This is a genomic window from Paenibacillus sp. MCAF9, from assembly GCF_052114265.1.
GTDB lineage: Bacteria > Bacillota > Bacilli > Paenibacillales > Paenibacillaceae > Pristimantibacillus.
In genome coordinates this window covers 574,038-597,950 of record NZ_JBFREL010000002.1, presented here as the reverse complement: position 1 = coordinate 597,950, position 23,913 = coordinate 574,038, and the positions used below count along the sequence as shown (strand labels likewise).

The 23,913-nt window shown below is 47.3% G+C and carries 25 protein-coding genes; 12 read left to right on the top strand and 13 right to left on the bottom strand.

The features are described 5' to 3' along the window. Nucleotides 1-299 precede the first annotated feature (299 nt). A complete protein-coding gene (locus AB4Z45_RS05440; RefSeq protein WP_441908232.1) occupies nt 300-638 on the top strand; it encodes a hypothetical protein in 339 nt (112 codons plus the stop codon). 126 nt (nt 639-764) lie between these two features. On the opposite strand, the gene AB4Z45_RS05435 is transcribed toward AB4Z45_RS05440, so the two are convergent. Together AB4Z45_RS05435 and mscL are read right to left on the bottom strand one after the other, a co-directional pair. Beyond that, entirely contained in the window at nt 765-1,400 is a 636-nt protein-coding gene (locus AB4Z45_RS05435) for an NUDIX hydrolase (RefSeq protein ID WP_441908231.1), read from the bottom strand. Continuing rightward, nucleotides 1,393-1,875 carry a large-conductance mechanosensitive channel protein MscL gene (gene mscL / locus AB4Z45_RS05430; protein ID WP_339206503.1) on the bottom strand — a complete coding sequence of 161 codons (483 nt, stop codon included), beginning with the start codon at nt 1,873-1,875 and terminating at the stop codon, nt 1,393-1,395. Before mscL ends, AB4Z45_RS05435 begins: the two co-directional genes overlap by 8 nt. A gap of 279 nt (nt 1,876-2,154) precedes the next feature. Here mscL and AB4Z45_RS05425 point away from each other — a divergent pair, with 279 nt between their 5' ends. From AB4Z45_RS05425 to AB4Z45_RS05410, 4 genes are all read left to right on the top strand, one after another. Then, complete coding sequence (locus AB4Z45_RS05425) at nt 2,155-3,957, top strand: ATP-binding protein (protein WP_441908230.1); 1,803 nt, start codon at nt 2,155-2,157, stop codon at nt 3,955-3,957. A 139-nt stretch (nt 3,958-4,096) separates the two neighbouring features. After that, a complete protein-coding gene (locus AB4Z45_RS05420) occupies nt 4,097-4,864 on the top strand; it encodes a sporulation protein (protein WP_441908229.1) in 768 nt (255 codons plus the stop codon). 148 nt (nt 4,865-5,012) lie between these two features. Continuing rightward, nucleotides 5,013-6,140, top strand: coding sequence for a DNA alkylation repair protein (locus AB4Z45_RS05415; RefSeq protein ID WP_441908228.1), 1,128 nt, complete (start codon nt 5,013-5,015; stop codon nt 6,138-6,140). Further along, nucleotides 6,137-7,204, top strand: coding sequence for an FUSC family protein (locus tag AB4Z45_RS05410; protein ID WP_441908227.1), 1,068 nt, complete (start codon nt 6,137-6,139; stop codon nt 7,202-7,204). The genes AB4Z45_RS05415 and AB4Z45_RS05410 overlap by 4 nt, the downstream gene beginning before the upstream one ends. A gap of 111 nt (nt 7,205-7,315) precedes the next feature. Here the strand turns inward: AB4Z45_RS05410 and AB4Z45_RS05405 are convergent, their stop codons facing one another. From AB4Z45_RS05405 to AB4Z45_RS05380, 6 genes are all read right to left on the bottom strand, one after another. Beyond that, the gene (locus tag AB4Z45_RS05405) at nt 7,316-7,615 is read right to left on the bottom strand and encodes a transposase (protein ID WP_339206509.1); all 300 of its coding nucleotides are present in this window, start codon (nt 7,613-7,615) and stop codon (nt 7,316-7,318) included. A 25-nt stretch (nt 7,616-7,640) separates the two neighbouring features. After that, nucleotides 7,641-7,784: a hypothetical protein gene (locus AB4Z45_RS05400; protein WP_179089810.1), complete on the bottom strand. Its 144-nt coding sequence runs from the start codon at nt 7,782-7,784 to the stop codon at nt 7,641-7,643. Nucleotides 7,785-7,906: 122 nt separating this feature from the next. Then, a complete protein-coding gene (locus tag AB4Z45_RS05395; RefSeq protein WP_441908226.1) occupies nt 7,907-8,287 on the bottom strand; it encodes a zinc ribbon domain-containing protein in 381 nt (126 codons plus the stop codon). Nucleotides 8,288-8,298: 11 nt separating this feature from the next. Next, complete coding sequence (locus AB4Z45_RS05390) at nt 8,299-8,907, bottom strand: TVP38/TMEM64 family protein (RefSeq protein WP_076268400.1); 609 nt, start codon at nt 8,905-8,907, stop codon at nt 8,299-8,301. A 15-nt stretch (nt 8,908-8,922) separates the two neighbouring features. Then, a complete protein-coding gene (locus AB4Z45_RS05385; protein ID WP_441908225.1) occupies nt 8,923-10,116 on the bottom strand; it encodes an MFS transporter in 1,194 nt (397 codons plus the stop codon). A gap of 18 nt (nt 10,117-10,134) precedes the next feature. Beyond that, nucleotides 10,135-11,295 (bottom strand): MGDG synthase family glycosyltransferase, encoded by a 1,161-nt coding sequence (locus AB4Z45_RS05380; protein WP_441908224.1) that lies wholly within the window; start codon nt 11,293-11,295, stop codon nt 10,135-10,137. A 133-nt stretch (nt 11,296-11,428) separates the two neighbouring features. Between AB4Z45_RS05380 and AB4Z45_RS05375 the strand changes: the two genes are divergently transcribed. Beyond that, a complete protein-coding gene (locus AB4Z45_RS05375) occupies nt 11,429-12,406 on the top strand; it encodes an aldo/keto reductase (protein WP_441908223.1) in 978 nt (325 codons plus the stop codon). A 59-nt stretch (nt 12,407-12,465) separates the two neighbouring features. Here the strand turns inward: AB4Z45_RS05375 and ilvA are convergent, their stop codons facing one another. After that, a complete protein-coding gene (gene ilvA, locus AB4Z45_RS05370; protein WP_441908222.1) occupies nt 12,466-13,734 on the bottom strand; it encodes a threonine ammonia-lyase IlvA in 1,269 nt (422 codons plus the stop codon). Nucleotides 13,735-13,856: 122 nt separating this feature from the next. Between ilvA and AB4Z45_RS05365 the strand changes: the two genes are divergently transcribed. After that, nucleotides 13,857-14,447: a hypothetical protein gene (locus AB4Z45_RS05365; protein WP_441908221.1), complete on the top strand. Its 591-nt coding sequence runs from the start codon at nt 13,857-13,859 to the stop codon at nt 14,445-14,447. Nucleotides 14,448-14,524: 77 nt separating this feature from the next. On the opposite strand, the gene AB4Z45_RS05360 is transcribed toward AB4Z45_RS05365, so the two are convergent. Then, nucleotides 14,525-15,769: an exosporium glycoprotein BclB-related protein gene (locus tag AB4Z45_RS05360; RefSeq protein ID WP_441908220.1), complete on the bottom strand. Its 1,245-nt coding sequence runs from the start codon at nt 15,767-15,769 to the stop codon at nt 14,525-14,527. 374 nt (nt 15,770-16,143) lie between these two features. Between AB4Z45_RS05360 and AB4Z45_RS05355 the strand changes: the two genes are divergently transcribed. The 5 genes from AB4Z45_RS05355 to AB4Z45_RS05335 all read left to right on the top strand — a co-directional run bounded on the left by AB4Z45_RS05355 (nt 16,144) and on the right by AB4Z45_RS05335 (nt 20,306). Further along, nucleotides 16,144-16,944, top strand: coding sequence for a hypothetical protein (locus AB4Z45_RS05355; protein WP_441908219.1), 801 nt, complete (start codon nt 16,144-16,146; stop codon nt 16,942-16,944). Nucleotides 16,945-16,974: 30 nt separating this feature from the next. After that, nucleotides 16,975-17,427: a flavodoxin gene (locus tag AB4Z45_RS05350; RefSeq protein WP_441877895.1), complete on the top strand. Its 453-nt coding sequence runs from the start codon at nt 16,975-16,977 to the stop codon at nt 17,425-17,427. Nucleotides 17,428-17,452: 25 nt separating this feature from the next. Next, nucleotides 17,453-18,166, top strand: a complete 714-nt coding sequence (locus tag AB4Z45_RS05345) for a hypothetical protein (protein ID WP_441908218.1) — start codon at nt 17,453-17,455, stop codon at nt 18,164-18,166. Nucleotides 18,167-18,642: 476 nt separating this feature from the next. Then, nucleotides 18,643-19,494 (top strand): helix-turn-helix domain-containing protein, encoded by an 852-nt coding sequence (locus AB4Z45_RS05340; protein ID WP_441877899.1) that lies wholly within the window; start codon nt 18,643-18,645, stop codon nt 19,492-19,494. A 140-nt stretch (nt 19,495-19,634) separates the two neighbouring features. Further along, nucleotides 19,635-20,306 carry an SOS response-associated peptidase gene (locus tag AB4Z45_RS05335; RefSeq protein ID WP_441908217.1) on the top strand — a complete coding sequence of 224 codons (672 nt, stop codon included), beginning with the start codon at nt 19,635-19,637 and terminating at the stop codon, nt 20,304-20,306. 265 nt (nt 20,307-20,571) lie between these two features. On the opposite strand, the gene AB4Z45_RS05330 is transcribed toward AB4Z45_RS05335, so the two are convergent. The 3 genes from AB4Z45_RS05330 to AB4Z45_RS05320 form a co-directional block, all read right to left on the bottom strand. Further along, on the bottom strand, nt 20,572-21,564 hold the full coding sequence (locus AB4Z45_RS05330) for an electron transfer flavoprotein subunit alpha/FixB family protein (protein ID WP_441908216.1): 993 nt from the start codon (nt 21,562-21,564) through the stop codon (nt 20,572-20,574). A 945-nt stretch (nt 21,565-22,509) separates the two neighbouring features. Next, complete coding sequence (locus AB4Z45_RS05325) at nt 22,510-22,743, bottom strand: hypothetical protein (RefSeq protein ID WP_441908215.1); 234 nt, start codon at nt 22,741-22,743, stop codon at nt 22,510-22,512. A gap of 135 nt (nt 22,744-22,878) precedes the next feature. After that, a complete protein-coding gene (locus AB4Z45_RS05320) occupies nt 22,879-23,724 on the bottom strand; it encodes an electron transfer flavoprotein subunit beta/FixA family protein (RefSeq protein WP_441908251.1) in 846 nt (281 codons plus the stop codon). Nucleotides 23,725-23,913: the final 189 nt, after the last annotated feature.

The following is a 23,913-nucleotide window of genomic DNA, read 5'->3' as shown; positions in this document are numbered from 1 at the left end:
GCCATAAAGCCAAGCTCGCCACTTTTGATCTCTTCGATAATGGTACGTTTCTCTGATGCGGAATATTTAATTTTAGAAATGAAAATGCTCCCCTCATAGCAACAGGTTTTTTATTATTTCACCTGTCTACTATTTGGGGAGCATATCATGTTGGCAGTCCTTTTTGTTATTTAAAAAGGAGGCATATCACAGGAGTTGTATGGGCTGCATACGTTATAGGAGTGAGAGACGAGAATCATGTATAAGTTTGGAGGGAAAGAGGATGCCGCGAATACCTAATTTTCCGCAAGCGTTGTTAGATGAGCACCGCGTATGGCATCATACGAATCATTTGGTTCCGGGAACGATACCGCCGCCGGGTTATGGCGATCGGTTTCTGCGATTTCATCGAGATTTTATTAATAGGGTATACAGCTGGCATGATTCGATGGGCTATGACCGCAGCTGGATTGCTGGCTGGAACCAAGTGCCTGAGGAGATCAGGCGTTCCTCCTGCTTTAATCCAGGCGCAGAGCAGCGAGTACAGAACAATCCGCGTTCATTCGCTACAGCCGATCAGCTGGGCAGCTTTATTGAGTACAATCTTCACGGGTGTTTTCATGAAATGGCGGCGAGGCTGTACAATCAGCCCGAGCTGAATGATTTTGACCTAGCGCCGCGCCATACTGAATTTTATAATATCCATGGCTTAATTGACCAGTGGTATAGCAATTGGGAGCGAACAATGGGCGTTCGCGATCCAGCTAGCAAAAGCAGGGCATCCCTTAAGTACAACCGTGCAGAGCCTGAAGTACGCTCGTATAATAAGAAAACTCGCGAGGAACGAATTGCTTCGCCGAAACAGAGCGCTGGACAATCGTCAGCTGCTCATTCTGATCGCCGAGCTCAACACCTGACGCAGAAACCGCAGATAAAGAGCCTTCAAACAATGCAATCAGCTCATCTAGATCAGCCTCATAAACGCCGGCCACTTCTTCAGGCTGCAGCAGAAGTTCTGTCAAAGGCAGCTCGCACACAAGGCCAAAAACGTCACTGACCTCACGGTCGATAAAGGGGATTCCATTTACTTCACCGCTAATATTTTCTCTGATTTGCCCAAGTGGTATGAGCTGTTCAAATGAGGCGGAAACCCCTAGTTCTTCCTCAAGCTCACGAATGGCCTCGCGAATCGTTTCGCCCGCACTCAAATGACCGGCCGCCGTGATATCATAGCAGCCCGGATTTGTATCCTTGCCTGCCTGACGCAGCTGAAACCGCACGAACCTGCGGTTTCCTTCACGGCGCGTCAGCCAGCAATGGAAGCTGCGGTGCCAATAACCTTTCGCATGCGTCTCTGCGCGTGTTGCTGTGCCCAGCGGCCGAAGCTGCTCGTCATAAATGTCAAAGAGCTCATCAGCCATGTGCAGCAGCCTCTAGCTGGGATGTACAGTGCTTGCAGCGAGTAGCCTTCACAGGGATTTTGGACAAGCAGTAAGGGCAATCCTTCTCGGTCACTTCAACAGGTGGAGCTTCCTTCTTCTCATTGCGGCGAAGCACATTGATTACTTTTACAAGCAGAAAGATACAGAATGCAACGATGATAAAGTCCAGCATAACGTTTATGAATTGGCCATAATTGATAGTAGGCAGCAAGGTTTCATCTATTTTGCCTCCATTGCTTGCGGTGACACTGGCGGCGTGTTCTTTGCTATAAAGAGGAATTTTTAAATCCTTAAAATCGACGCCTCCCAAAACCACACCGATCGGCGGCATAATCACATCGTTAACCAAAGAAGTTACGATTTTACCAAAAGCTCCTCCGATAATGACCCCGACCGCTAAATCGATGACATTGCCTCTCATTGCAAACTCTTTAAACTCTTTAATGATTTTCATTGCTTTTCCTCCTACACATTTTAAGAAGCAGTAATAATGTCTGACGCAAGCCTCGTGCTATTACGAAGCGAAATGATCAAATCTAGCAATCCTATTAGACTATTATCGCCTGTTTCTACTAAGGTCATTCTAACATAATAGCCGAAGATGAGCAGAAGAGAAACTGACTCTCGATTTCTTACAAAAAATTGAAATATTGCCGGGACAAAGAGAGGTTTTTAAAGGATTTTGTCGAATTTTACTATTTGAAAGCAAATTAATGGTTATTTAAGGAGTTCTATGAGCGGCCTCGATATAAACGGAAATGGATTCTATTTGATTTTATCACTCTTCATCATGTGTTTTGCCTCCTATACGATGCTGAAAATGATTGAAAAGCCTCTGCAAAATGAACATACACACGGCTTCAATTGGATTATTGGCGGCGCTGCCGTATTTGGACTAGGCCTATGGACGATGCATGTTGTTTTGTTGCTTGCATCCCACTATAGATTGGTTATGAATTGGAGCATGCTTCCTATAGTATTCGCATGTGTCATTATCATTTATGTCTCATTAGTTGTTATGCAAAAGAAAAATCTCTCATCGGTACGCTTCTTAGTTGGAGCTCTATTAATGGCTCTGGGAGCTACGATGCTTCATTACTTGTCGATGCTTTCTGAATCGGTCGTTATACTAAAAATGGATTGGCCGCTTTATTGGATCTCCTTTGGAGTCAACTTTATTGGCGCATATTTGGCTTTTTATTGGCTGGAAACAAAGGGGTCAGGGTATAAGATAAAAAGCTGCTTTTCACTCGGATTGTCTAATATAGTCGTTCATCAAGTTGGCATGCACGCGCTGCAGGTTGATTATAGCGATGTTTTATCTACAGATCTTCTAAACCAACATTTGCTGATTCTTGCATCTTTACTTGGTTTATCTACTTTATTTATCCTCAGCTTCAGTCTTACCACCTGGTTTGCATCCAACAAATATACTCAAATGAATGAGCGTTATAAACTTCTAGTGGAGAATTCCATAGATACGATAGCATTAATAAGCGATGGCAAATGGGAATTTATGAACCGTGCTGGCTTGTGTTTATTCGAAGTGCATTCAGCGGATAAAATAATCGGTTCGAATGTTTATAATTTATTGGCAGAGCCCTATCATAATGAACTGGAAGCATGGCTCACGGCAGGCCAAGCAGGAGATGATGGGCCCAATAAGCCAATCGAGCTGCAATGGATGTCCATGCAAGGGACGCTGCTTCATACAGAAATGGTACGGGTGAGCTCTACCTTCTCGGGTAAACAAATTGAACAAGTCATTATTCGGGATATTTCTGAGAGGAAGAAGAATGAGGAGCTGCTCATTAATTCTGAGAAGCTTTATGTCGCAGGTCAATTAGCGGCGGGCATTGCACATGAAATTCGAAATCCGCTTACCTCGTTAAAAGGGTTTATGCAGCTGCTTTCATCGGGCCGGGGCAATATCAACCATTTTTACGACATTATGAAAACAGAGCTCATCCGTATCGAGTCAATCGTCAGCGAACTACTTATGCTCTCCAAGCCTCAGGTTTATGAATTTGTGCATAAAGATTGCCGTCAATTAATGGCGGACACGGTTAATTTACTGGAGACACAAGCTATTTTGCACAATGTGATCCTTGAATTCCGTTCTGACTATCGTCCATTGTGGGTATACGGTGTTGAGAATCAATTAAAGCAAGCGTTTATTAACGTGCTTAAAAATGCGATAGAAGCGATGCATAATGGTGGCATTGTCATGATTAATATGTCGCTTGATCCTGATCGCGGAGTAATGATACGCATTAAAGATGAAGGATCAGGCATGCCTGCGGAGCAGCTGTCGAAGATCGGTCAACCCTTTTATACAACAAAGGATAAAGGGACCGGACTTGGATTAATGGTCACTTTCAAAATTATTAATAATCATCAGGGACAAATTACGGCCGAAAGCAAGCTAGGAGTCGGGACGACCTTCATCATCCAATTGCCGTATATGGAGCAGCCGAATTTGCCGATGGATCAGAAAAAGAGCGAGCTAGGCCAATCAGATGATTCAGACCATTAGAGACGGGTTCACACTATTCATAATCAACAATTTTTCACGCGCCGAAGGATGACTTTTTGAAATTGAAACTTAATTTTCAAGACATCGTAATACGGTTATGCAGTTCGGAATGAAGATAATTTGAGTGGAGGTCGGTTTGATGTTTAATCGTTTTTTGGCAAGCATCGGTATTGGCTCAGCAAAGATTGATACACTATTAGAAAAAGCACGTTATGCACCAGGTGAAGAGGTTCGAGGTATCGTCAAAATACAAGGCGGCAACGTAGAGCAGCGAATTGAAACGATACAGCTATCGGTCATGACAGAATATATACGTGAGAGCAATGACAGTAAAATAACGCAGCAGGGAGTGGTGGGACGATATCACGTGAGCGCTCCCTTCACACTGCAGGCAAATGAAAATCGCGAGGTGCCTTTCTCCTTTCAGCTGCCCCATCAAACACCGCTTACAATTGGCCGCGCCCCGGTATGGGTGAAGACGGAATTAGACGTTCGCGGAGGCGTTGATCCTGGTGATAATGACCGAATCGAAGTGGTTCCGACACACGCCATGAACACGGTGCTGGAGGCGCTGAATGTGCTCGGCTTCCGTTTGCGCAAGGCAGAATGCGATTACTCTTCCCGTCTTGGCGGCAAAATGCCATTTATTCAAGAGCTGGAATTTGTGCCGACCTCGCAGTTCCGAGGCCAGCTCGACGAGCTGGAAGTGATGTTCTATCCATCGGATCGCGAGCTTGAGCTGGTGCTCCAAATCGATCGGCGCGCACGCGGGTTATCATCCTTTTTTGCAGAGGCTATGGATATGGATGAGACATTTGTTCGGGCTCGCTTCACGAATGAGCAGCTCTCAGCAGGGCCGAACGCAATTGCGCAGCAGTTGTCTGGAATCATAGCGCGCTATATTTAATTTTTATAAATAAAACAAGCTCGGGAGCGCTCCTGCAGGGGCGTTTCGGAGCTTTTTTGCTGCTTGCAGCGCCGTTATAAATGAATAACGGATGCAAGTAGTGATCGAATCGGTTTTTTCGGTATAATAACTGGAGGAGGGGATTAATTTGGCAGAACCGCTTAAGGCTATGTACGATGGATTATTTTTGGAGAAATTTGCGGGTTTGCTGAAGTCAGCATGGAGTCCTTTTGACGCCGTTCTTTTCGCAGAGCGTGTAAGGGATGGTGACTGGGAGCAATTAGAGTTAAAGGCTCGAACTCGAAAAATAACAGAAGCGCTGGGTGCTACATTACCGCAGGCATATGATAAAGCGCTAGCTGTTTTATATCAAATAGATGAAAAATGCACAGGGCTGCCTTTTATCATATTTCCGGACTTCGTCGAGGTGTTTGGACTGGAGCCGCAAAACTGGGAGCTGTCTTTGGACGCGCTGGAGCGCTTTACGAAATATTCGACCTCAGAATTTGCAATAAGAGCATTCATTCTTGCCGATCCACAGCGTATGGCTAAGCAAATGCTTATATGGGCAGATCATCCGAATGAGCACGTAAGGCGGCTCGCGAGCGAAGGCATAAGACCACGCCTGCCGTGGGCGCAGGCGCTGCCGCTCTTTAAGCGAGACCCATCGCCGATTGTTCCGATTTTGGAGAAGCTCAAATGTGATGATTCACTTTATGTGCGCAAGAGCGTAGCTAACAACTTGAATGATATTGCGAAAGATCATCCCGAGCTTGTCATATCGCTTGCGCAGGCTTGGATCGGCAATGATGCGAAGACGGATTGGATCATTCGTCATGGCTGCCGTACGCTGATTAAGCAATCAAGCCCGCAGATCATGGAATTGTTTGGGTACGCGAAGCACGCATCTGCAGAAGAGGAGGAACACCCGCTTGTTGCTTTTGCTGCAATCGAGGCAGATCCAGAGACGGTTGCTATTGGCGGTGAGGTATCTTTACGCTATCGCGTACAGCTGCGTGAGGGTGAGCCGGCCAAGCTGCGTATCGAATATGGAATTGCATTCGTGAAGTCTGGAGGGAAAACTTCATTGAAACGTTTCCTGCTATCGGATCGCGAGTATGCCGGAGGAGCGTCAGCTTCAAGTGTTCGCACTCATCGTTTTGCTGATTTAACGACGCGCAAGCATTATAGCGGGCTTCATCTTGTAACGCTTTGGGTAAATGGAAGAGAGGTGGCTTCAGCCGAACTTCTGGTGACGGAGGCAGAATCAACATGACGATTGGTGCAAGAGTTTTAAAAACGGGGATGGCTGTTGCCTTAGCGATTTATTTGAGCAGCTTGTTCGGCTTCGCTTCCCCGCTTATTGCTGCCGTGGCAGCTATATTTACGATTCAGCCTTCTATTTACCGCTCATGGCAGCGTGTAGCGGATCAAGTGCAAACGAATCTGCTTGGTGCTGTAATGGCGATTGTAGCCGTTCGGTTATTCGGTCATACGCCGATTGCGGCAGGTCTTGTATGTATCCTAGTCATTCTCATTAGTATTCGCTTGAAGATGGAGAGCACGATTAGTCTGACGCTGGTTACGGTCGTTGCCATTATGGAAGCGAATGGACAAGGCTGGGACGTGGCAATAGGAAGATTTTTAATGGTGCTAACGGGGATTGGAGCATCATTTGCGGTTAACGTGCTCGTATTCCCTCCACGGCCAAGGAAGCAATTTACCGAACAGGTTCATCATGCCTATTCACAGCTTTCTCTGCTGCTTCGCACAGCCATTTCAAATGAGATGAAGGAGCAGGTTTTCCGCCAAGAGAAGAACAAGCTTCACGATACGCTGCACAAGCTGGAGGAACGCCACACCGTATTCGAAGAGGAGCGCAAAGTGCTTGCAAAGACGAAGACGAGCCATGCCCGTCAACTGCTTGTATCGAAACAAATGATTAAGTCTCTGCAAAAAGGGGCTGATCTGCTCGATGTGGTGGAGGAGCATTATTTTTCCTCCCAAAGTGCAAGTGAGTGGGCGCTGCGCTTCGATCGGCAAATTGAGGATTTATCGAAGTATCACGAGCACATCTTGTTGAAAGCTGAAGGGAAAATGAAGCCTAATGCGCTGATTGAGCCTGAGGAAGAACGAGAAGCACGATTTGTGAAGGAATTGACGGCGTACATTTTGGAAGATCCGGACGAGCATAAACGTCTCGTCTTTGTCGCTTCGGCATTGTTCGAATATGCCTACCATTTGCGGCGACTGGAGAAGCTGCTCGATCAAGTGACGCAGCGCGAGGAAAACGCGAAGCGCTGTGCTGAAGAGGCCGAGAATGGACCAAAGTCATCATGAACGGATTTAGCTCATTAGTTTAGCAAATAAAACAAAAACAGCAGGTTAGAACGCCGCTTAAGAGCGTTCTTGCCTGCTGTTTTTCTGCTTATATTACAGCATGCTCAATGTTTACTGATCATCGTCAGTTTTGTTGCTGCCTTCATGACGCCTTGGATGCTGCATATGAGCCTCTGGGTTATTGTCATCGTCATGCGGCACCAGCCTCGGATCAGTATGCCCCTCATGATGATTATTGAAGAAGAGCTCAACGAGCTGCCACTCGGTTGTTCCGAGCATTGGATCTGCTGGGAATACATCTCCGCGTTCGAGCTGCTCTTCACGTCCCCATTCGTTGCGGTAGGTGCCTTTTACTTCAACAGGCTCACCAGATAGGGGATTCATCTCATTATGGTTATTATCATTGCTCATATGGTGTCAACCAACCTTCCTGTCCTTATAATCCGTGCTTCGGCACAGCTGAACGATCGGCATCTGACTGCAGTTCRCTCGCTGACGACTTGCTGGCTAGATTGCGGTCTGCTCGGGATTGCGCCTTGCTTGCTGCCTTCTGTTGATCGGATGGCTGTTTGCCTGACATGTGGTTACCCTCCTCGAGAATCTCATCGTTTTTTTATTTTCTTTATCTTCAGAAGAAGATCCTCAACAGTGTGCCACAAAAGGATGAATTGTATGAGTACAAGGTGGAAGAACAGGAGCAATCTATAATAACTGGAGTCCGCATGAGGGGCAAACCGAATCACGTTCAGTGACAATCTCATCGCAAGCGGGACATGGTTCGGAAAATGGTGCTTTAGCAGCAGCGGCATCATGTATGAGCTCGCCTTTGCCTTCTTTTATGGAGGAGGATTGTTCGGGATTCGGACGGAGATGGGCAGGCGTTCCGAAGATCGTCTCTACCATCTCTTTCATGTCCTTAAATTTATCTGAGTCATCTGTAACAATTCGAATGAACATAAACATGCCAGCGAGCAAAGCAAATGCAATGACCAGCACGACCGTCGTTGCCAAAGCATCAAACCATGTGAGGAGAGGGAGAGGCGTATGTACAGGCAAGCTAGCCAAGATGGTCCATGAAAACATACTCCATCACCTCACCCATTCAGCTGATAGCGGGATTCAAGACGTTTGCCCCCGAACCACATGACCAGAACAGCAGTTATTGAGACGAATATACGCCAAGGCTCATTGACTAAATTGCCAATATCGAAGCTAATCAATGAAATGCAAAATATCATAACTGCCTTCCCAAGCAGTGTAGCGAGCATAAAAGTAGGAAATGGCACCTTGCTAAGTCCGGATACGACAGTTATGACGACTGAAGGTGTAAAAGGGAAGCAAGCCAGCAGGAATAGCGGCGTGAAGCCGCGGCGTTCAACCCAATTGAAGAACCGCTGCGACTTTGGAAATCTTCGCTCTAGTTTCCCTTTTACATTACGTCCGAGCTTTCGACTGATCCAAAATACGCAGAAGGCACCAGCGCTTACACCGATCCATGAAAAAAGAAATCCAAAGCCGAGGCCGTAAATGTTGGCATTAGCCGCAATGATAAGAATTAATGGGAGGAAAGGGAGAAACGATTCAAGCATGGGAAGCAAAATGCCGGGAAAAGGCCCCCATTGCGAATAGCTTTCCAATGTCCATTGGATTGAATCGAGATCCAAGTGTTTTAAGTATTCAAGCCAGTTGCGCCAATCATCCATAGATCTAACCCCGTTCTACTTGTTTGTAGCTTTTACATTTGTAGCGAATGCCGGAAATGGGAACCATAAATAAAATAAGCCGATCAATCCAAAGAGGATTGCGCTTGTCCAAAAAACGGATGCTTCTCCGTTCCAAGCAGCGATTAAGCCGCCAGCAGCTGGGCCGATCATAACGCCAATGCCTTCAAAGGTGGATAATACGCCCCAGCCAAGCCCCTCTTGATTAGGTGGAACATAGGCAGCCAGCAGCGCATTCCAAACAGGCAAAATAGCAGAATAGGATAATCCAAGAGCAGCCGCTATTAGTAAACAATACCAGAACGAAAGTCCTGATGCCAGCATATATAAACCAAATGCAAACGCTCCAAATCCAGTCACGAGAAACCATTTTTTATTAACCAGCTTATCGGCAAGTTTCCCCATGGGAATGAGTCCGCCTGCAGCAAAAAGCCCTCCCGCCGTTAAAAGAATGGAGTATTGCGTGCCTGAGATACCTAGCTCATGATTCGCGAAGCTTGGTAAAATGGGAACGAGCATGCTTGCGCCTGTCGTCTGCAAAATCATCCCCGGCAGCAGCATCTTCATATGGCCGAGTCGTTCCTTCAGAATGACGAGCTGCGTTCGAAATGGCATGCGGTTTGATGCAGCAGCCCTTTCTTTGCTCATGAAAAGCGTTAATACGCATGCAGCCACAGACATGCTGACAAGCAGCTTGTACGTAAAAGATACGCTGAAATCGAGCAGAATATTACATACGATTGGACCGCTTCCTAGTCCCACCATCCAAATGGTGTAGAGCGTTCCCATTTGGGTTGCACGCTGCTGCTCGGTTACTTTCGTTAAGCATACGATCCAGATCGGTGACATTCCGATGCCATATAGCGCGGCTGCACCAATGAACATCCATGGCAGCTCGGAGAATTGCAGTAAATATATGCCGATCAGCGAAATAATTAAACCTGCTTGAACGACGATCCGCGTTGAGAAACGATCGAGCAAATAGCCAATAGCCATTTTGAGCAGCGTATCGGTTAAATAGTGAGCTGATATCGCAGCGCCAATTACATCAGGTGATAAACCTAAAGTCTTTGCCCCAAAAATAGGCAGCAAACTAACAAGAACAGCACCTCTTACAAACTCCACAATAAACAAAATAACGGAGATAAGTCGCATCTCCGCTCCAAACCAACTTTTCTGATTTGTAATCACGGGCAAGCCCCTTATCCATTATAAAGTGATTGCTTTCTCCATTATACGCAAGTTGGATAAAATATCCAAAACGATGCTGTCTGCTGCGGTTTGTGAGGCTTGAAGCTGTTTAGTGGTTTGTCTGCTATTAGTAAGACGTAATGGATCATGAACGAGTTTCAAAATTTGTTCCGTTAGCTCATTCACCTCATAGGCAACGACAGCAGCGCCTTTGGACTTAAGATACAATGCATTTTGTTTTTCTTGTCCAGGAACTGGCTTGTAAATGAATATGGGCAGCTCGGCAGCGATCGCTTCTGATAATGTAACGCCACCTGGCTTAGTGATGAGGCAATTAGAAATAGCCATAAGCTCGTGAATAGACTCAATAAACCCGTACACCTGCAGGCGAGAAGCTCCTTCATGTGCTTGAAATTGTTGCTCAATAATATTTTTCATAAACAGATTATGTCCACATACGAGCGCAACCTGAACCTCAGCGTTTTGCAGCAAGCTGCTGCAAATTTGCGATACATCAGGCAAAACGCCCTGAGCTCCCGCCATGATAAGGACGATAGGTTGATTAGGATTTAGTTTATATCTCTCATAGAGCTCGCTTGTGGCGGCTGTTGCACGGAAGCCGCGTTTGAGTGGAATGCCGCTCACTTGAATTGCCTTCTCCGGTATTCCCAGCGATGAAAGCTCTAATCGGAGGTCCTCTGTAGCGACATAATAGCGGTCGACGCTTGGATGAACCCAGCGCCTGTGAAGATCAAAATCGGTAATGACAGCATAGGAGGGGGGATAGCTTTTACGTTTCTTAAGCTTTGGCAGAGCAAAGCTAGGGAAAGTATGCACGACGATATCGGGCTGCTCAGCTGCAAGAATGCGCCTAATTTTTTCTGTACCAAAGGAGTGAAGCAGTCCGCCAAATAATGAATCATGCTTCATTAGCCTTGTGAAATCATACACCCAGCCATATAGCGAGGGCATATGCGTATAGCTCTTTAAGTAAAAGCGCTTAGCAAACTCATTTATCCAAGGGTGAGATTCTGCCATGAGATCGACCATTACCGTACGATAATTGCCATGCTCCTCCCAAGCGCCCTTAATCGCGCGAGCAACCTGAAGATGGCCTTCTCCATATGAAGCGTACAAAATTAACAATTTCGGCTGCGGTTTTTCCTCGAAACGTATCATAGACACACCTCCTGCCGTTAGTGTAACGAACATTTGTTATGCGATTGTGAACGCCGTTTGGTTACTTTGTGTATTTTTAGTATAATGAATACGCAATCCATCCTATTTCAAAATTGAAGGAGCGATGATTAGAGTGCAATACACGAAACTAGGAAGATCTGGACTTCGAGTAAGCCGTTTATGTTTGGGCACAATGAATTTTGGCGTGGACACAGACGAGAAGGAATCATTTCGTATATTAGACGCAGCTCTAGATGCAGGCATTAATTTTATCGATACCGCTAACATTTATGGTTGGGGCGAGAACGCCGGCCGTACAGAAGAAATTATCGGAAAATGGTTCAAGCAGGGCGACGGACGCCGTGAACGTACGGTACTGGCTACAAAAGTATACGGCGACATGCATGATAATCATGACGGTCCGAACCGTGAAGCGGGACTATCCGCATATAAAATTCGCAGACATTTGGAAGGCTCGCTTAAGCGTCTTCAAACGGATCATATCGAACTGTACCAAATGCATCATGTGGATCGCAGTGCAAATTGGAATGAGCTTTGGGGAGCATTCGAAACAGCCGTATACCAAGGCAAGGTTGGCTACATAGGCTCAAGTAATTTTGCCGGCTGGGATATTGCAGTTGCGCAAGGCGAAGCGAAGGCAAGAGGATCGATCGGTCTTGTATCTGAGCAGCACAAATACAATTTGTTATGCCGTTTGCCGGAACTGGAAGTATTGCCAGCTTCGAAGGAATTAGGACTTGGCGTTATTCCGTGGAGTCCGCTTGACGGCGGCTTGCTTGCAGGCAATCAACGTCGTAAAGACGGTGGCCGCCGCAGCGGAGATTCGAAACGATTGGAGCAGCATCGTGATCAATTAGATGCCTATGCTGCATTTTGTGACGAGCTTGGCGAGCCTGAAGATTTGGTTTCACTCGCATGGCTGCTTGCGAACCCGGCAGTAACGGCTCCGATTATCGGTGTCCGCACGCTGGATCAATTCGAGCGCTCGCTTCGCGCAGTTGAAATCTCTTTAGATGAATCTGCACTGAAACGTATTGATGAAATATTCCCTGGCCCTGGCGGAGATGCACCGCGCGCCTACGCCTGGTAATGACAAACGCCCCGTATCCAATCATGGATACGGGGCGTATCTTATTCTCAACATGCCGATCAAATCAATAAGTTAAATAAAACAGGGTCCTTGTTCAGCTCAAGAAATTGGAAGCCCTTCTTGCTCATGCGAGCAACGAGCGGATCGTAATCCTCACGGTGCGTAAGCTCGATGCCGACGAGTGCCGGACCGTTGTCTTTGTTTGATTTTTTGGTGTACTCGAATCGTGTAATATCATCATTAGGACCAAGCACGCTGTCGAGAAATTCACGAAGCGCTCCTGCACGCTGCGGGAAGCTGACCATAAAGTAATGCTTGTAGCCCTCATAGATGAGAGAACGTTCTTTGATTTCCTGCATCCGATCAACATCATTATTGCCGCCGCTGACGACACAGACGACCGTCTTGCCTTGAATTTGATCGCGATAAGCTTCTAGCGCAGCAATGGGCAGTGCGCCTGCCGGCTCGGCTACGATGGCATTCTCATTATACAAATCGAGCATCGTCGTACACACTTTTCCTTCAGGCACGGAAATAACATCGTCAAGCAGGTCTCTGCATAGCTCAAATGATAAATCACCGATACGTTTTACAGCTGCGCCATCGACGAATTTCTCAATTTGATCAAGGGTAACGACTTCACCTGCATCAAGCGATGCTCTTAGTGATTGCGCGCCTTCCGGCTCCACGCCAATTACCTTTGTTGTCGGTGAGACGATTTTTACATAAGATGAGACGCCGGCTGCAAGCCCGCCACCGCCGACAGTCACGAATACGAAGTCAGGTACGGTATCCGCAGCTTCCATTAATTCTTGTCCTACCGTTCCGTTTCCTGCGATGATTTTGGGATCGTCAAAGGGATGTACGAAGGCAAGGCCATTGCGGTTGCTCTCTGCGACTGCTTCGGCATAAGCATCGTCAAAGGTGTCTCCTGTAAGGATGACCTCAACTTGCGAGCCGCCAAAAAAGTTAACCTGCGTCACCTTCTGGCGAGGAGTTGTGCTGGGCATGTATATCTTGCCGGGGATGCCAAGTGTTTGGCACGAGTAGGCCACGCCTTGCGCATGGTTGCCGGCGCTGGCGCAAACAACGCCTTTAGCGAGCGTTTCTGGTGACAGAGAACGCATCATATGGTAAGCTCCGCGTATTTTGAACGAACGAACGATTTGCAGGTCCTCTCGTTTTAAAAGAACATTACAGCCAAACCGCTCGGACAGCACACGGTTATGTTGAAGTGGTGTTCGTGTAATGATATCCTTTAAGTGCATTTGAGCTTGAACGATTTCTTCAAGCCCAATACGATGCAGCGGTATAGGATTTGTGTTCATAGGTGACCATCCTCTCGGCATTTTTTTGATCAACAGTAAAAATGATTGGATTCATTATAGCACTATCATTATGAGTTGGCGTAATAGAAATCGTTTATCTGTATAGCAAGGAGAGGATTCACATGGGAAAAACCTTAAAAAGACTTCTAATGAGCTTCATTGTTATTCTTTTGCTGCTTGGCGGCGCACTATGGTGGTTCCTGTCTTACATTGCACCGGACGAGCCGCTGGACATGAGCTACGCCCCGATTGATGTGAAAGAGAAAGCGCTGGATATGGTCAGAAAAATGAAGCTGGAGCTCGTCCTGACGGAATCCGATATCAACCATTTGATCAAAATGAATATGAAAGACGAGCTTGCCATCAGCAGACCAGAATCCGCTGATCAAGAATTTGCGAAGGCTATTCATCTGGAGGGGGCAAACTTTGACCTCGAAGAGAACAAGCTGATTGCACAAATGAATATTACCTATAAGAACAAAATTCCTGCGAGATTGGATGCGGTATATTCACTGGACTGGGAGTCTCCAAACATTATTCTTAAACCCCAATCGCTTTCTGTCAAAGCTATTCAGCTGCCGCTAAGTATGCTAGAAACGATCGTCATTCCGCTAGATTTGCCAGCGCAGGATGTTGTAACGGTGAGAGATGTACAGTTCGAGAATAATCAGATAAAAATTCGTTTCAAGCTCCAAATTCAATTAAAGCTGTAATGAACGATGAATCTTGGAAAAGAAAACGACAGATTAAGGACGAATCCTTAATCTGTCGTTTTTCATAATTTCGTTTTTTAAGAGATGCCTAATCCAGCGCTAGCATAGCCAGCTACAAGATTGACAAGTGATACACCAGTAGCTGTAGCAGAGAAGACAAGAAGAAGGCGTGTTCCAGCAGTAACAGGAATAGATAAACCTGTAGTAATGCCGCTGCTAATCGTGCCTAGAGCCAGAATGCCGGTAAGTGGAGGAGCTAATGTTACAACAGCGCCTGGAACTGCGGTAAACGAATTGTCTGGCGTCGTTGACTGATAAAGCTGAGCAGTAATAGTAACTGTTGAGCCAACAAGCGAAAGCGCTAAAGTTGTACTGAAGTAAGCGGCAAGAGAGGTGATCGTACCATCGCGAGGCACAGAGAAAGCAAAGTTAAGAAGTGTTCCTGCAGCGCCTGTGAGATCGATTACACCACCAAGAATGCTAACGCCTACAGCGGAGGAGCCAAAACCTACCAGACTCGAAGTACCTATTAAACCGCCTACTATTGTCGTTAATTCGGTAGGAATGCCTGAAGCGAAAGGAATAATAGCGCCTGCACCATCAATACCAGTAGCACCAGTAGCTCCAGTACCTCCAGTAGCCCCAGTAGCCCCAGTAGCGCCGGTAACGCCAGCAGTACCAGTAGCCCCAGTAGCACCGGTAACACCAGCAGTACCGGTAGCGCCAGTAGCTCCGGTAACGCCAGCAGTACCGGTAGCGCCAGTAACACCTGGGTCTCCCGTAGCCCCAGTAGCACCGGTAACACCAGTAGCGCCAGTCGCTCCTGCAACACCTGGATCTCCAGTAGCACCAGTCGCTCCAGTAACGCCAGCCCCCGTTGCCCCTGTAGCACCAGTCGCACCAGCAACCCCTGGATCTCCAGTAGCCCCAGTTGCGCCAGTCGCTCCTACTCCGGGTCCTGTAGGACCTGCTGGACCAGTAGCACCGGTTACGCCGTTAATACCATTTGCACCAGTAGCGCCAGTCGCTCCCGTAACTCCAACTCCAGTAGCGCCGGTAGAACCCGCTGCCCCTGCAGATCCTGTTGCACCTGTAGGACCAGCTATTCCTTGAGGCCCTTGAGGTCCTTGCGGTCCTTGCGGTCCTCTTCTGCCTTTGTGGCCCTCTTCTCCTCGCTCAGCTACGACTTTAACTCTTTGAGATATAATTTTTTTCTTTACAACAATTATTTTATCATCGTGTTTCTTCCTTCTTGGACTGCAGCCTGCAGTAGGTTTTCTGACACAACGCTTTCTATAATAATAATGACTCAGCGAAAACACCTCCTTGTTAGATGCCTTATTATACGGCTGTACTCTATCTATTGATTGGGTATCTATCTGCTATGGTCATAGACCTTCAACTATATTTGCGGAAATGTATGTTTGTATGGGATGGATGATCAACTACTAAATGATAGAGAAGTAGAAGAGCATGAATGAAGAATAAATGAAGAACAGGATTGACATTATTAGTGAGAATGTTTATCATGTATACGAAAGTGATAATCATTATCACTTGGTAATATTGTTCTTTTACTACTGCCATGAAAGAGTTTGCATAGACATCCCCAATAACACCTTATAAGAAACGAAACATATTGCATTAACAGTGAATCTATAACGATATAACGATTATTTTTATAGGAGTGAGAGACATGCAGACTGAAACGAGCAAGCCTTGGAATTGGCTGCTCTTTCCCTTCTCGTCCGTTAAAGCAGGAGCTGATAGCTTGTTCGCGGCTTCAGTCGGTCACGGGATATACCAAATCGATGCTGAAGGAGAATGGAAGAAGCTTGATCAAGGCATGGAAGACCAGACTAATGTAAATCGGCTGCAGTTGCAGCATGATTTGCTGCATGCCTGCTCAAGCAGCGGCTTATATGAATGGAACGGAGAAGCATGGGTCAATGATGGCATATTGATTCCTAGTTATCAGTATCGCAAGATCGGTGGAAGCAGCTACGTTGCAACGGAATATGGGCTTTGGTCCAAAGCCAGCTCCAAATGGGAGCAAATAGCATGCAAAGATAAACGTGTATATGATTTTATGAATTTGCCTCAATATTTGATCATTTCGCATGAGAGCGGCATTTCTTTATATGATCGTTTTATGGATGATTGGGCTCATTTTGAGCTGGGTGCAAGTGTAACAAGCTTAGCAGTGTTCAGAGGCCATTTAATTGGAACAAGCGATCAAGGCGAGCTGTTCATTGGCGATAAAAAAGGGCAGTTTGACCGGATAAGATTCGGCAAGCGATTTATTTTTTCAGTGCAGGCGAAGGGCAATGAGGTTTATGTATGTACGGATCGCGGATTATTCCAGCTTACTTATCTGTGTAATCAAGTAACTCTACTATCCGTTAAACTTGGTTATCCTGTAACAGATATTGATATGCAAGATGGAAATCTGTATCTCGCTACGCTTTTCCAAGGCATTCAAACGATAAATGTCTAACGACAAAAAATAGAAAGCGGAGGAAAAAAGATGCCCAAAATACTTGTGGTGTATGCTAGCATGACCGGAAATACAGAAGAAATGGCCGAGGCGATAGTAGAAGGCGCTAAGGAAGCGGGTGCGGAGGTTGTTTCTAAAGAGGCCTTCGATGCCACCGCGGATGAGCTGAATCATTATGACGCCATTATTATAGGCGCGTACACATGGGGAGACGGTGAGCTGCCGGATGAATTTCTCGATTTCTTCGAAGAAATGGATGGACTTGATCTTAGCGGCAAGAAAGCAGCCGTATTTGGCTCAGGTGATACTTCATACCCAATCTATTGCGGCGCTGTAGATACCATTGAAGCGAAGCTGAAGGAGCTCGGCGCAGAAATTGCGGGCGAGTGCATTAAATTTGAATATAACGCGTCTGAAGAAGAGAAAGAGCAAGGAAGAAGATTAGGACGCCAAATTGCGGGTCTTGTAGCGGTAGCCGGATAGTGGAACGAGAAAGGCGGACTTTGTAATGGAGCAGTTGCCAGCGATTTTGAGAGTTGAAGACTATAAGCTAGAAGAGCTGCTGCGTTGCCCCGAACGGTTCGCTCGAAGAAAGTCCGGTCGCAAGCAGGAAAGTGACGTGAATTGGCGGCAGCTTGTTCAATATGCAGCCAGCCATACGGTAAACGACTTTTATCATCAGTCCAAAGAGACACGCGGAGTAGAAACGATACATACTTCCGTTGAGAATTGGTGGACAAATCGCAATTATAAGTTCTATTCCGATGAGCATTACTTGCGAATGAAGCAAAACATTAAGGAGCAATTGGCAGCCTTCTTGCTTGGCGGGGGAGCACCGAGTATGCCGATTATATTTTATGAGCAAATGACGACTTATGTAGAGGAGCTCGATTTGGAGATTTCACAAATCTTTCATTTGGTTTCTGCCGAGCAAGAGGCTTCGCTTGATCATTATATTGTTCAAAAGCTAGCAGTAGACACAGATGAAGATGCTCTTAATCTTTATTTTCATATGACATCGGTGTTTTGTATGAGCGCATTCGCGAAGCTCCCTGACCGAATCGAGGTGTTCTCCCTTTTAAGCGGGAAGCAGGTCGTGTTCGTGCCTGACGAGCAATCGCTTGAGCTTTCTTATGATTATATGTTTTTGGTCAAAAGCTTGCTGCCGGATGTAGATTTCTTTAAGGTTAATCCGGGTTCAGATGTACAGCTAGTTATGTGAAATTGCTGCTGAAAATAATACAAAATTTGCAAATCCCCCAAGTCATTTCCGGAAGCGAAATGATGGGGGATTTCTTTTGTTGTAGACAAATGAAATGGTTTTCAAGTAACATGAGCAGTAGTCATTTTTTGCACATTTACACATGATTATTAATTGTGAAGTTTATTTTACTGTAAAAAAGTAAGCGTATGCTTTTTGAGGCAAGTTTTGCTAGGTAAATTGAGCATAAGCTAGGATGGCAGGCTTTGCTATGCAAAAACTAGATTAATGTTTATGGAGAGAGTTTTGCTGAGCAAAACAAAGGTTATGAGTATGAAGAAGATTTTGCTATGCAAAACCAAGCTCATGCTTACGAAGAAAGTTATGCTGCGCAAAACTAAGCTAGTGCTTACGAAGTAAGTTTTGCTATGCAAAACAAAGCTAATGCTTACGAAGTGAGTTTTGCTATGCAAAACTCTAGAAGGAGAGAGATTAGGTTGTCAGAGGAGCTATTACTAACTTTTCGTTCACCACCATTGCCATTTTTCATAGAATCCAACCGTTTGGTTTATCGTGCGGGCGAGGAGCATCCGAATCGGACGAACCTCGGCGTATTTGATTTGTTGTATGTAAACAAGGGAGCGCTGCATGTAGCAGAGGATAATCGCAGATGGACGCTCGGGCCTGGGGATGTGCTTATTTTAAGGCCGGACCGCTGGCATTATTCTACACGTCCATGCGAGGAAGAGACTGTGTTTGATTGGATTCATTTTCAAACAGTAGGCGCTTGGGAGGAGACGGTAGGCAATCAAAGCGGATCGCTTAGAGGGGACTACTACACTTATGCCATACGTCTGCCTAAACAAATGAAGCTTACCTACACAGATGAAGCGAGTCTTATTTTCTCGCAATTGCATGAGGCTTCCAAAGGCTCGTCACATGGCGCGTTCTGGGATCGGCAGCAGCGGTTTCTGCATTTGCTTCAAATGCTGGACGAAGGCTGGCGCTCGGATGCGGCTAAAGCTGCCGTATCGGTAGCAGAGCGTGCGGCTGCCTACTTAAAGCTGAATTATCGTACACCAATCAGCAACACGATGCTGAGCGATGTGCTGGAGTTACATACGAATTATATTACTCGCTGCATGAGTGAGGTTTTTGATTGTACGCCGCAGCAATATTTGCTTTATTATAGACTCGATCAAGCAAAGCTGCTGCTTATTAAGACAGATTGGACCATTGCAAAAGTAGCAGAGGAAACAGGCTTCCGGCAGACGCCGCATTTCTCAAGGCTGTTTGCATCCCATACGGGAATGCCTCCTCTTAAATTCCGAAAACGATTTACGATGTAGACGGGCGGACTTTGAAGAGTAGAGGAACTATTTTTGGCAAACTGCTGTTTAGGTCTTTCTAATATTCTGACTAGAAACGTTGCATAAATATCGCGACTTTAACAAAAACTGGATTCAACAACGTGAAAAGGGTGGTCGCGATGATTGAACGGTTTTCGTTAACAGCAGATATTGGCGATATAGTGGATATGTTTCAGGTAGGAAAAGTAATTCGGGGGCATACAAACCGATTTAATGCAGCTCCGACTCAGATGGTTTCGATTGTCATGAATGATCGATTTGATCAGCGGACGATGGAGGAATCGAGATGGGGGCTGTTTCCTTTTTGGGCAAAAGACGCGGTTAATGCAGATCATATGACTTTGTCCGAGAAGCCTTTCTTAGAAAGAATGCTTCGCAGACAAAGATGTGTGCTGCCATGCAGCGGCTTTTTTGGTCAGAAACAATTCGGCAAAGAGCGTGATCCGAGGGCGATGCATATCGTTGTTCCAAGCCAGCAGCTTTTTGGCATAGCGGGCATATACGACTGCTGGAAAAACGTGAGCGGCAAGGAAGTGCGCGCCTTCACTATGATAACCGCAGCTTCGACAGGAGCGATGTCGGTGTGGCAGCCTCGAGTTCCGGTTATTTTGGACGAAGAGGGTATGGAAGATTGGCTCAATCCGCGTATTACGGAATTCAGCGGATTGCGGAAACATTTAGAGGCAATGGACACTTATCTCATGCGCGCCTACCCGGTAACGAATGCGGTGCGTGATGATTTGTACGAATCGCCGGATTGCATCCGTGAAATTCGTCCTGATTTTGCTTAAGTAAAATGAAGTGTAGTTAACCAAAAAGGCGTCCTATCTCTGATTCGGCTCTGTATGTGGCCGAAACAGGGTAGACGCCTTTTTTGGTTTTTTAGTGGGCAGGGTTAGGTGCTTGAATCAGAAACTTAATGATTTAGTTGGTTGTAGATGGAATCAACTTTGGTGAAAAAATTTCAAGAACGATTCGGGAGTGAGGCAATTAGATGAGAACTAGGACATTTAAGCGCGATTCGGGTGAGAGGCAGTTAGATGAAGACTAGAACAATTAAGCGCGAGAGCGTTGGAGCTCTGTTGTTAATAGCGGAACGACCTCGAATAAATCGCCTACGATGCCATAATCAGCAACGCTGAAAATAGGGGCATCGGGGTCTTTATTGATAGCGACGATGACGCGAGATTGGCTCATGCCCGCCAGATGTTGAATAGCGCCGCTGATTCCGCAGGCAATATAGAGCTGAGGTGTAACAACTTTGCCGGTTTGCCCGATTTGGAGGGCATAATCACAGTAGCCGGCATCGCATGCTCCGCGTGAGGCGCCGACCGCGCCGCCGAGTGCTGCTGCCATCGCTTGCAGCGGCTCAAAGCCTGCTGCGCTGCGAACGCCTCGGCCGCCGGACACGACGACGTCGGCTTCGGCAAGATCAAGCTGCCCGCCGGCGCGTCGCACAAGGCTGCGCACAGTGGTATAAAGCGGCGGCACCGTGAACGGCAGCTCCGCTGCGGTGCCCTTTATTTCTGCGGCGTCCAGCGGTTCCGCCGCCGGCAGGTTGTTCGGGCGCACCGTGATGACCCACGTCGCGCCCGAAACAAAGCTGCGCCGCTCGAACGCCTTGCCGGCGTAGAGCGGGCGGGTAAATAAGACGTCATTGCCATCGTCAGATGTTTCGATGGCAATGACGTCAGCAATGTGGCCGGCGCCATGGGCAGCGGCCACTCGGGGCGCGAGCTCGCGCCCCAAAGCGGTGTGGCCGAGCAATAGCGCGTCCGGCTGCACCGCAGTTATGGCTGCGCCGAGGGCGGCGATGTACGCCTCGGGCGCAAAGGCGCGAAGGGCCGGATCGTCGGCGATATGCACGACGTCCGCGCCCCGCGCGATCAGTGCGGCGGCTTCATCCGCCGCACCGCCGAAGCAGGCAAGGACGGCGTGGACATGGCCGTCCTTGCCTGCGAGCCGCCGTGCTGCGCCGAGTGCCTCAAGCGCCACTCGGCGCAGCGCGCCATTCCGGCTTTCTGCAAATACGAGTATGGTTTTGGACATAGGATACAGCTCCTCTTCCACAGCTTTTACGAATAAGCGTAGCTCTTTATGCATTCAACTCTATAATCAGTGCTTGACCTGTTTAGGTATCGTCTTAATGGACATTACAGCAGTTATTTGTGGGTTTTAGGGCGAAGTTACTTTTCTAACGGACATGAGATCCGTTATTTCTGTATTTAAGGGCTAAATTACAATTTAACGGACATGAGATCCGTTATTTGCCCTAAATGGCACCCAAACGTTCGATATTTTATGAAATAAGGGAACCTATGTCCGTTAGATTGAGAAATAGAAGGTTTTGCAGCAAATAAGGTATCTGATGTCCGTTAATTGGGAAGGTTTAATTAATTACCAAAGTCCAATGTTGGTCAAACACTGCTTTTGATTTGAGCCACTCTATCAACAAGAGAACTAACTAAATTGTCTAGTAACCAGTAACTATTCAGTTCTCGTCAAATGTCTCTGCATCATTCCTGCTCTAATACCAACATGCCTCAGCACAAATCCACTACCTGCCCAATACCATCATGCCTCAGTACAAATCCACTACCTGCCTAATACCAACATGCCTCAACACAAATTTACTACCTGCCCAATACCAACATGCCTCAGCACAAATCCACTACCAGCTCCACTACCTAAATCCCCCAGCCCAACTCCACTTTCCCTGAACAGTCCAACTACACTAAATAAGTCATGTTCCTATAGAAGCTTTCCTTGTTCCTGCAGGGGCGAGTCATGTGCTGCTGCTTGCTAGGCCGACTCGCCGGGAAGCCATTTGCCCGCAGTGCACGGAGGTGGAGGGGGGGGGCTGCGTGTGCGCAGTGTTTGGCGAAACTCGCTTTCTAGTGAAAACTCGCCACTGGCGCTCAACTTCAAATCCAACATCCCCAGCCAAACTCGACTACCCCTGAACAGTCCCAACTATAATAAAAAGTTGCGTTCCTATAGAAGCTTCCCTTCCTCCCGCAGTGGCGAGACAATTGCTGCTGCTTGCTCTGCTTGCTCTGCTTGCTCTGCTTGCTCTGCTTGCTCTGCTTGCTCTGCTTGCTCTGCTTGCTCTGCTTGCTCTGCTTGCTCTGCTTGCTCTGCTTGCTCTGCTTGCTCTGCTTGCTCTGCTTGCTCGACCGGCTCGCCGGGAAGTAATTTGCCCGCAGCGCAAAGAGGCGGCGGGAGCATCTACGTGCGCACGGTTCGCGGCGCAACGCTTTCAAGTGAAAGCTCGCCACTGGCGATCATCTCAGCTCCACTACCTAAACCCCAGCCCAACTCCACTACCTCTAAACCGCGCCCAACTATAAAATAGTCACGAACTCAAAGAAGCTTCGCTTCCTCCCGCAGCAGAGACACAAGAGCTGCGGCTTGCTCGGCCGGGTCGCCGGGGAGCCGTTTGCCCGCTGCGCGTGGAGGCGGCGGGAGCAGCTGCGTACGCGTCGTGCGAGGCGCTACACTTTCAAGTGAAAGCTCGCCACTGGCGATCAGCTCAGCAGCGGTTATTGTGCGAAGCGGCTTGCGCTTCGCTTTCATAATGCCTGGCAGCGACGGATAACGCGGCTCGTTTAGTCCTTGCTGAGCGGTAATGAGCGCAGGGAGTGGTATCGATACTGTTTCGGTATCTCCTTCTACATCGCGCTCAACTAATGCGTAACGCTCAGCGCTCCGAGCAGTAGGTGAGCTGAGAAGCCCATCGGCAGGCAGGGAGCCAAGCTCCTCCGCAGACAAGATGGTGACCTTCACTGCTGAAGCTGCATGAGGCAAGTGCAGCAGCTCGGCAATTTGCAGAGCTACGCTTCCAGCGCCGCTGTCTACTGCAAACAAGCCGGCTAGCAGCAAATTAGGAGCGAGCGGCCTAATTACGGCAGCAAGAGCAGCAGCAACGGCTGAGCTGTCATCGGACAAATCTGCGCTATCAAGCCGAATAGCTTCATCTGCTCCGATAGCCAAAGCGGTTCGGAGCGCCTCTTGCGAGCGCTCGGCACCGCAGGTGATCACGATCACTTCGCCGCCGAGCTGCTCCCGCTGGCGAATGGCTTCCTCGAGTGCGTATTCATCGTAGGGATTGATTACAAATTTGGCGTCTCTTTCGTCAACGCCAGCGGGTGTTACAATGATTTTTTCCTCGGTATCGAACGTTTGCTTGAGAAGCACAACTATTTTCAGCATAGAAGCTCCCTCACTTGTACCGCTAATTTGTTGACACTGTCCATCAGTGCTAGGATATGCTGTCTTGGAATTGAATAGACCGCTCTGCAATTGCCTGCTGTGCGGCATGTTCAAGGCCGAAAGCTCATATACATGGAGCACCGCGGCTATTTTTGTAAGCGCTTCAATACTTGTCCGACTACTGCG

Bases quoted from the DNA above. Each gene is read 5' to 3' on its own strand.
- AB4Z45_RS05440 (WP_441908232.1), top strand. From the start codon at position 300: ATGAGCACCGCGTATGGCATCATACGAATCATTTGGTTCCGGGAACGA.
- AB4Z45_RS05435 (WP_441908231.1), bottom strand. From the start codon at position 1,400: ATGGCTGATGAGCTCTTTGACATTTATGACGAGCAGCTTCGGCCGCTG.
- mscL (WP_339206503.1), bottom strand. From the start codon at position 1,875: ATGAAAATCATTAAAGAGTTTAAAGAGTTTGCAATGAGAGGCAATGTC.
- AB4Z45_RS05425 (WP_441908230.1), top strand. From the start codon at position 2,155: ATGAGCGGCCTCGATATAAACGGAAATGGATTCTATTTGATTTTATCA.
- AB4Z45_RS05420 (WP_441908229.1), top strand. From the start codon at position 4,097: ATGTTTAATCGTTTTTTGGCAAGCATCGGTATTGGCTCAGCAAAGATT.
- AB4Z45_RS05410 (WP_441908227.1), top strand. From the start codon at position 6,137: ATGACGATTGGTGCAAGAGTTTTAAAAACGGGGATGGCTGTTGCCTTA.
- AB4Z45_RS05405 (WP_339206509.1), bottom strand. From the start codon at position 7,615: ATGAGCAATGATAATAACCATAATGAGATGAATCCCCTATCTGGTGAG.
- AB4Z45_RS05395 (WP_441908226.1), bottom strand. From the start codon at position 8,287: ATGTTTTCATGGACCATCTTGGCTAGCTTGCCTGTACATACGCCTCTC.
- AB4Z45_RS05390 (WP_076268400.1), bottom strand. From the start codon at position 8,907: ATGGATGATTGGCGCAACTGGCTTGAATACTTAAAACACTTGGATCTC.
- AB4Z45_RS05380 (WP_441908224.1), bottom strand. From the start codon at position 11,295: ATGATACGTTTCGAGGAAAAACCGCAGCCGAAATTGTTAATTTTGTAC.
- ilvA (WP_441908222.1), bottom strand. From the start codon at position 13,734: ATGAACACAAATCCTATACCGCTGCATCGTATTGGGCTTGAAGAAATC.
- AB4Z45_RS05365 (WP_441908221.1), top strand. From the start codon at position 13,857: ATGGGAAAAACCTTAAAAAGACTTCTAATGAGCTTCATTGTTATTCTT.
- AB4Z45_RS05355 (WP_441908219.1), top strand. From the start codon at position 16,144: ATGCAGACTGAAACGAGCAAGCCTTGGAATTGGCTGCTCTTTCCCTTC.
- AB4Z45_RS05350 (WP_441877895.1), top strand. From the start codon at position 16,975: ATGCCCAAAATACTTGTGGTGTATGCTAGCATGACCGGAAATACAGAA.
- AB4Z45_RS05345 (WP_441908218.1), top strand. From the start codon at position 17,453: ATGGAGCAGTTGCCAGCGATTTTGAGAGTTGAAGACTATAAGCTAGAA.
- AB4Z45_RS05335 (WP_441908217.1), top strand. From the start codon at position 19,635: ATGATTGAACGGTTTTCGTTAACAGCAGATATTGGCGATATAGTGGAT.
- AB4Z45_RS05330 (WP_441908216.1), bottom strand. From the start codon at position 21,564: ATGTCCAAAACCATACTCGTATTTGCAGAAAGCCGGAATGGCGCGCTG.
- AB4Z45_RS05325 (WP_441908215.1), bottom strand. From the start codon at position 22,743: ATGCTCCCGCCGCCTCTTTGCGCTGCGGGCAAATTACTTCCCGGCGAG.